Raw genomic sequence first — 1,997 nt, forward strand, 5'->3', positions numbered from 1 at the left:
GGTAAAGGAACGAAGAAGCACCATAACAAGTCCCGATGTGGCGGGAGGGGTCGACAAACGTCTCAACCAAGAGCACCCGGTGGCCCCACGTATCAACCCAGTCTGCACTCAAACGTCGCAGCGTCTTCGACATCACAGCGGATGCAGTGTTGGGACGCCTCCCAGCAGGCAGAATACAGAATCGTTGGTTCGATGCGACGAAACGTAACCTGCGTTGCTGGAGATCTCTCGTCCAGCCGATGAACCGATCACGAGGTCCACACGATAGTGCGGGTGACGCGAACCCGAGCAGTGCTACCCACCCGCCACAGGAGTCCGTCGCTACATAGCGCATCGTCTCACCGACCATCCGGTGGCCAAGCCAGTGATGCTCGTCGAGTTCCGCATCGAACCTATTGGCGTCACCGACGCTTATCGGAGCAACGCTCAATCCCACAAACCACTCATCTCGCATCCGATGAACTTAGCATTACCAGGACGAACGCGCCAATCGACACATAACACTGCAGGTCACAGCCATAGGGCTTCGACTATGAAAAGGCCGTGCGCTCTCCAGCCGCCTTTGCGTGTTCTGCCCTATCCACAGGGACAGAACTAGGGCGAGTCGGTGGTTGGCCACCTCCCACGTCCAACTTGGGTTGTCGTAGTATGCTTGGAGTCCTGCCGTGAGCGGTAGCTCCGTCTTCAACACACGTACCTCGGACACCGTTGCCGGTGGTCCCCAAAGGGACGATACGTGCTCCAACTCGGCTTTCCAGTCGGCGTAGGAACCTCTCGTCAAGGATCTTCTTCACTTCCCCATAGGGAGTGAACCGGTTGATCTCGTGATCTTCGATCCTGTTGAGTAGGTTCATGGCAGCTACGTGATCTACATCACCCTGCCAGTTACAATCCCAATAGGGATTGCGACAGTGAAACACATCCCCGTATCGGTTGTCACTATGGACATACCCACACCCTGGATCAGGACATGTTTGGCTGCTGTAGGCCGCGTTGACCGTTTTAATGCCGGAACCTCCGACATAGGCATGTACCGTAATGCGTTCTTGGTTCTCGTTCCTTGCCCATGATGAGCAGAGTCGAGAGATGTTCTTAGACCTGGCCTTACCTTGCAAGCGAGAGAGGTCTTCGATGATGATCTCTCTTGGCCGCTGTGATGGAAGTTGGGGGACTCGCTTCTTGGCTCTGGTTCTGTTCCCGTCTCCATAGACCACCTCCTTGATTGCAGCGCCGGAAATGGTCTTGAGCTGCGCTCTTGCACGTCTCGTGCGAGCCTGCTGCTTCTTTGTACCCAAGTTGTTGCGTGCGATGTGCTTGGTTCGCCTAGAGCCAGCATCTCTCTTTGACAGTGCGTGAAGCTTATTTCTCGCCTTGCCGGTCTTGTTCCGGCGCTCGGCCATAGACCTAAGTGCTCGGCCATACTCGTTGCCGTGATGGACTCCCGAGCTATCAGTACAGACCTCGGTGATCCCCCAGTCAAGAGCCACGGCGGGGCCGGTTGCCTTGGGTAGGCGTGCAACGTCGTAGATTACGTGGATGAAGGCTCGCTTGTGTTCTTCGTCTAGTACAACCCTGATGTTTCCCGACACCCGAGAGATCCCAGACAGCGGTAGTGAGATGCGCTTGTTGCGGGTTGAGCTAATGACTTTGACGTAGCGTCTGGTTTTGCCTTTGGCTGTCTCATTGTCGACCACAGAGTACAAGCTAGAGTCCAAAGACATAGAGCGAGCCTTGACGACGGTTGGCCAGCTACTACCGAGCGCATCACGAATGACACGGTGTAGGTACGAGGCTATCTTCGCTCTCGCGTCAGGAGGGATAGCCACCGTTGGAATCTCTGGTATACCACCACCCATGATCTGCCCAATGGCCGAGTATCGGGCGAGACAGGCGTAGGCATAGTGCCTCTCGTTCTCGTCTGTGAATTGCCGCCATGTCTTTGCTTTGATGTCAGCTCTGGCAAAACAGGACTCGATGTGGCGAATGCAGGTATCCAC

At 55.6% G+C, this 1,997-nt stretch carries 2 protein-coding genes; both read right to left on the minus strand.

Annotated elements, in window-relative coordinates; all coding sequences use genetic code 11:
- Positions 1–454 (minus strand): Druantia anti-phage system protein DruA (locus FEAC_RS14345; protein ID WP_152623299.1); only part of this gene is annotated, 454 nt, incomplete at its 3' end.
- Between the two features lie 76 nt (positions 455–530).
- A partial coding sequence (locus FEAC_RS14350; protein ID WP_152623300.1) for a zinc ribbon domain-containing protein occupies positions 531–1,997 on the minus strand: 1,467 nt, incomplete at its 5' end.

The sequence above is a fragment of the Ferrimicrobium acidiphilum DSM 19497 genome (genome assembly GCF_000949255.1).
Taxonomy (GTDB): domain Bacteria; phylum Actinomycetota; class Acidimicrobiia; order Acidimicrobiales; family Acidimicrobiaceae; genus Ferrimicrobium; species Ferrimicrobium acidiphilum.